This is a genomic window from candidate division KSB1 bacterium, assembly GCA_022562085.1.
Lineage (GTDB): Bacteria > Zhuqueibacterota > Zhuqueibacteria > Oceanimicrobiales > Oceanimicrobiaceae > Oceanimicrobium.
This window is the reverse complement of the sequence record JADFPY010000319.1, coordinates 1-5,253: the sequence shown is the minus strand read 5'-3', so window position 1 is coordinate 5,253 and position 5,253 is coordinate 1. Positions and strand designations below refer to the sequence as shown.

Genomic DNA, 5,253 nt, shown 5'->3' with positions numbered 1-5,253 from the left:
CATTGTGATTTAGCATTATACCACCAGCTTTTACGTCTGTTCTTGTCTTCACGATGCTTAGTACCCTTAACCCCCACAACAACCGCACGCTGTGTTCTTCAAATGTTGGCTCATATCAGCCAATTGGCTGATATGAGCAAATAGTTGGCTGATATCAGCAAATTCGTGAATCCTCGTACTTTCTCCTCAAAAACTCGTTAGTTTCATATTAATAGCCACTTAGATACCCGCTATTTGGTTTGGCATTGCCTTTGCCTATACAGGGGCAAATAACGGTGTTACTAAACTAAAACATATGGAGAAAAACCATAAAGGAGATACCTAAAATGAAAACCATTAGAAGAATTTTCGCAAAGGTTGGAGCTGGCCTCTTGATGGCTGGATTGGCCATCAACTTCAACGCCTGCACCGAACAGTCGCCTTTTGAGGCCAGCAGTACTAAAGACCAAACAGCCACGCTCAACAAGAGGCCCAGCCTCAGCCCTGAGGGCGATACTGCAACAGGCAACACTGTTGAGCAAGGTTCGATGACGTCCCGCTACTACAAAAAGTGGAACGAATATCAGGGCGGTAAAATTAATCTCTCGCAAGGCTCGCAATTCGAATTGCTCTACGGCGCGCTGACACCTCCGGCAGAGCTTTCTGGACAGAACGTAACCCTTACCATGACGGTAGTCCAAGATAGGGCTAACAATGAACTGCTCTTTGAATTTGGGCCGCATGGTTCCACGTTCGAACCGGCAGCAACTGTCTGGTTTCACTACGCTGGCTCTAACCCAAAGCTCTACTATGTCCAGGAAGACGGTATTCGGGTAGAGCAACAACCGGATGAGGTTGATTTAGTAAATGGGTGGCTTATGCTGAAGATTAACCACTTCTCACGCTATGCATTAGCGTGGAGTAATTAGAGAGGTATTTTGCAAATAATTAACAGTCATCAGAGAATAGAATTTAAACTACAAAGGAGAATAAACATGAAACGCACCATTCAATTTATCGCAGCGGGCCTCATGACCTTAAGCCTAACCCTTCACTTCAGCGCCTGCACCGAGCAATCACCTCTTACTCCCGAATTATCTGAGACCCAAAGTAGCGGGTTCAAAATATTAAAGGTAAAAAACCCGAGTCTTAAAAAAGAGTTTGAACGGTCGAGATGGATAGGCCCCTTCGGCGGTACTATTGTGGTCGGCACTCCAGGCCATGGAATAAGCAGACTGTCTGTACCCTTTGGAGCCCTAAGCACCTGGATTCAAATTAACTTCTGGTGGGAATCCACCGGCTTTCTCGAAGGCGGAGCTGATTTCTCACCCCATGGCACAAAATTTAATCTGCCAGTGCGCGTTGAGCTTTCTTACAAAGGCGCCGACCTCACAGGCGTTAACGAAGACAACCTCGAAATTCGTTATTACAACGAGACCACCGGACAGTGGGAACTCATCGGCAACCAGGTTGACAAAGTCAAGAAAGTGGTTATAGGCTATACCGACCATTTCTCCCGCTATGCAATTGGGGCTGAATAGCAGCTAAACAAACGATGATTTATTAACACCTTAAACGCAGAGGAAATTTAAAATGAAAAGATTCAAAAACTTCATCCGTCCACTCTTTGGTTTGGCCCTTGCGGCTGGATTGGTACTGAATTTTGGCGGATGTTTGAACAACTCGCCGGTGACTCCGGAAGCAAAAAGTGAACATACAATTCTAGTATTTGGTACGGGCAGTCCGTCACTGAAGAAGATGATACCGGTATCTCAAAAGGTCACCCGGAAGGATGGCGGTGAACTCATCATTGACTACAAGGGTTTAGAACACAATAATGGAAACGTTGAAGTAAAAATGACCTTGACGGTATTGGCTGGAGCCATCAGTCGCGATGCTGTACTACAGATGGGCCTGGATGACCAGAGTTTCCTCATGTCTTTCGGCCCCCATGGGATTACCTTCAGCCCACCTGCTCTACTGAATATCGAGGCCAGGAACCTGGATTTATCCGGCGTGAACCCGGAAACCCTTACTCTCTACTATTTGGACAGTAAAACGGACGAGTGGGTAGAAATGCAGACAGCTGAGATAATTGTCAATCAGGAAGAAGGTTATCTTAAATTTGTGGATGGCCGGATTCCACACTTTTCACGATATGCAGTGGCGTGGAGTAATTAATATTTAAGCAAGCGATTTATGGAACACAGAGGATAAAATATCATGCAACTCACAAAAATCAAACTCGCGGAAAGCGCAAAAATACTGATTGTTGAGGACGACAGTGATCAAAGGCGCTTATTAGTCAAAATTGTCAGGGAGGCATTTGGCTGTGAAATACTGGAAGCAGAAGACGGCCTGGAAGCGCTCATGATTATCATGCAAGGCAAGCAAGTACCCAACCTGATTCTGCTCGACCTGTTGATGCCCCGTTTAACCGGTGTTGAGTTCCTGACCCTTTTCCGGGGCAGACCCGAGTACGCCCAGATACCGATTGTAGTTTGTACAACGCTTGCAGAAACGAATGAAATTAAAGGGAGAATAGGCAATCATATTCAGGGTTATCTGGCTAAGCCAATTAACAAAGAAAAACTATTGGATAAACTCGTTGCCGCCCTGCATAACATTGCGTTCAGAGTCGATTACCAAAGTTGAAATTTTCACAAAAGACTTACCCTTTATACCGATAAAAATTACAGCCAGTGAAAAGCTGGCGAAGTTCAAGGATTCACCACAAAGTTTAGGAGTCTCATAGGAATCATGGATTCGTTTATAGCAAAAGAGCAATGTGGGGGCATTCCTCCTGGTATCCTGAGGTCTTCTTGGGTTACTACCGGATTTTTCAGAAGATGTTTTGCAGAACTCTCGGAGGAAAAAGGGATGATTTCCATAGCCTTCGTATTTTTTATCATTTTAACACTTGCGACTTTGGGCGTTGCGAGTCTTTCATTGATGACTACGGACAGCCGGATGTCGGTGAATTTTGTGCAAAGGCTTCAAGCGCAATACTTGGCAGAAGCCGGCGTAGAATATGGTATTAAGCTTATATTGAACGGTCAAACCGGTGACTACCAAGGAACGGTTTCTATAGGGGAGGGCTCTTTTGCAATCTCAATAGAACAGGAGGATGACGAGCTAACATTAACCTCAACTGGCTATATAGATCGGGCTGAAAAGGGTGTGCAAGTTAAAATGAGTTATCAGCCTCCGATTGAAGATTTTGGTATTTTTTCCACCGACGATATTGACAATGTTACCGCCTTAGATGAATCGGGAGACCCCGATTCATCTCTGATGCTCGCGAATGCACCTTTCCTCCCCGACATGGACGACAGCACCTTGATTGCCATGGCTACCGTGCAAGGCCATGTGGAAACAGATAGCGTGTTTATTCCCTCTCATGGTTACCCAAATTTTAATTTTTATTTCGGTGGGACCACTCCAAATGTAACCTGGGTACAAGGAGATCTTCGCGTCAACGGCGGAACAACAGTTTACGGAATCTTTGTGGTGGATGGAGACATTATATTGGACGGTTCATCACGGGTCGAAGGCGTTTTGTATTTGCGCAATAATGACGGTATTATTATACATGGCGGCGGCAACCCCACTCAAAGCTCAGTTACCGGTGGAATTGTGGCCAAGGGTGACATCGACGGAACGGGTAACCATATTACGGTTCAATATAATTCTGAATATATGGGGAGATTTGGGGAGCATGAAATTAGGGAGACCGTGAGTCAAGTATTTTCCTGGCGGGAACTGTAACCACTCCAAGACCTGATTCAATCTTTTTGGCACGTTTTTGGTAGAAAGTCGGTCTTGAGGATAAAGAGGTGAGCGGGAGCAAACTATGGAAGTTTTTTTAGCGAGACAACCTATCTTTGATAGACAACAAAAAGTCTATGCTTATGAACTATTATACCGGTCTGGGTGTAAAAATAACTTTTATGACGACTCTGACGGAGACCAGGCGACGTCCACGGTTCTCACACATAGTTTTTTGTCGATTGGGATAGATACGCTGACCAGAGGGAAAATGGCTTTCGTCAATTTTTCTCGAAACCTCTTGGTGCAAGAGTTCGCCACTGTTTTTCCAAATAAGTCGATAGGCGTGGAGATTTTAGAGGATGTGGCACCTGATGCGGAAATAGTGACCACCTGCGAAAAATTGAAGCGATTAGGCTATACACTGGTTTTAGACGATTTTGTCTTCAAGCCTGAACTGTCTCCACTACTCGAATTGGTCGATATTATTAAGGTTGATTTTGTCAACACCGAAGTTGAGCAAAGAAGTTCGATTATTCAAAGAGTGGACTCTCGACGAATTAAGTTCCTGGCCAAAAAAGTGGAAACCCATGAAGACTTTAAACAAGCTGTAGAGATGGGCTATTCTTATTTCCAAGGCTATTTTTTTGCAGAACCCGACATGATTGCCGGTCGAGATGTGCCGGCCTACAAGTTGAATTTTCTGCGACTCTTGCAACAGGTCAACCAGCCGAATTTAGATTATGACCAATTAGAAAACATTTTTAAGGAGGAGGTCACGCTTTCTTACAAGCTGTTCCGCTATATCAATTCAGCTTACTTCGGTTTTCCTAACGAGATTCGTTCCATTAGACATGCTTTGAGCTTAATAGGTTTATGTGAAGCTAAGAAGTGGTTATCCCTGATTGCCATGAGCAGCATGGGAAAAGATAAGTCTGAAGAACTTGTGCTCAGTTCATTGTTCCGGGCCAATCTCTGTGAATCACTCGCCTCATTAGTAGGGTTAGAAGAACAGGCATCAGAACTTTTCCTTGTGGGGTTGTTTTCCCGGCTCGACGCCTTTCTGGATCAGCCCCTTTCTGATATTTTGTCAAAACTTCCTGTCTCCGAAGATATGAAGAACGCCTTGTTGGGAAAGAAAGGAACATGGGGCCAGGTCTTTCAATTAGCTGTTTCCTATGAGAGAGGTGATTGGGATCAAGTGTTCCTTTGTCTATCCAATCTGAAATCGGCGGAGAAGGATCTGACCTCCCTTTTCATCGAGACTGTCATACGGACTGATCGGATCTATTTGTCGGTTAATTGATATGCTAGTGGAAAAATGGCTTGCAAATCAGGTACACTGAGTCTCATGCTTTTAGGGTGACAAAAAAGTTCACACTATTGCCAAAGTGTGCAATGGGTGAGAGGGGAATTTAGTAGCTCTCACTATTGGCTCATTTCAGCAAATTCTACCAACCTGCAAAAACCACCGAAACAACTGCATCATCACCGCCCCCTCGAGCC

Annotated in this window: 6 protein-coding genes; all 6 read left to right on the top strand. The window is 44.7% G+C overall.

The annotated features are described in order from the left end of the window. Positions 1-326: 326 nt before the first annotated feature. Positions 327-908 (top strand): hypothetical protein, encoded by a 582-nt coding sequence (locus IH879_19175; protein MCH7677050.1) that lies wholly within the window; start codon positions 327-329, stop codon positions 906-908. Positions 909-974: 66 nt separating this feature from the next. Beyond that, complete coding sequence (locus IH879_19170) at positions 975-1,520, top strand: hypothetical protein (protein ID MCH7677049.1); 546 nt, start codon at positions 975-977, stop codon at positions 1,518-1,520. 52 nt (positions 1,521-1,572) lie between these two features. Continuing rightward, positions 1,573-2,160: a hypothetical protein gene (locus IH879_19165; GenBank protein ID MCH7677048.1), complete on the top strand. Its 588-nt coding sequence runs from the start codon at positions 1,573-1,575 to the stop codon at positions 2,158-2,160. Between the two features lie 42 nt (positions 2,161-2,202). Then, complete coding sequence (locus IH879_19160; protein MCH7677047.1) at positions 2,203-2,634, top strand: response regulator; 432 nt, start codon at positions 2,203-2,205, stop codon at positions 2,632-2,634. A 225-nt stretch (positions 2,635-2,859) separates the two neighbouring features. Next, a complete protein-coding gene (locus IH879_19155; protein ID MCH7677046.1) occupies positions 2,860-3,747 on the top strand; it encodes a pilus assembly PilX N-terminal domain-containing protein in 888 nt (295 codons plus the stop codon). A gap of 85 nt (positions 3,748-3,832) precedes the next feature. Continuing rightward, positions 3,833-5,053 carry an HDOD domain-containing protein gene (locus IH879_19150; protein MCH7677045.1) on the top strand — a complete coding sequence of 407 codons (1,221 nt, stop codon included), beginning with the start codon at positions 3,833-3,835 and terminating at the stop codon, positions 5,051-5,053. Positions 5,054-5,253 lie beyond the last annotated feature (200 nt).

Coding starts and splice junctions, on each gene's coding strand:
- IH879_19175 (MCH7677050.1), top strand. CDS start 327: ATGAAAACCATTAGAAGAATTTTCGCAAAGGTTGGAGCTGGCCTCTTG.
- IH879_19165 (MCH7677048.1), top strand. CDS start 1,573: ATGAAAAGATTCAAAAACTTCATCCGTCCACTCTTTGGTTTGGCCCTT.
- IH879_19170 (MCH7677049.1), top strand. CDS start 975: ATGAAACGCACCATTCAATTTATCGCAGCGGGCCTCATGACCTTAAGC.
- IH879_19150 (MCH7677045.1), top strand. CDS start 3,833: ATGGAAGTTTTTTTAGCGAGACAACCTATCTTTGATAGACAACAAAAA.
- IH879_19160 (MCH7677047.1), top strand. CDS start 2,203: ATGCAACTCACAAAAATCAAACTCGCGGAAAGCGCAAAAATACTGATT.
- IH879_19155 (MCH7677046.1), top strand. CDS start 2,860: ATGATTTCCATAGCCTTCGTATTTTTTATCATTTTAACACTTGCGACT.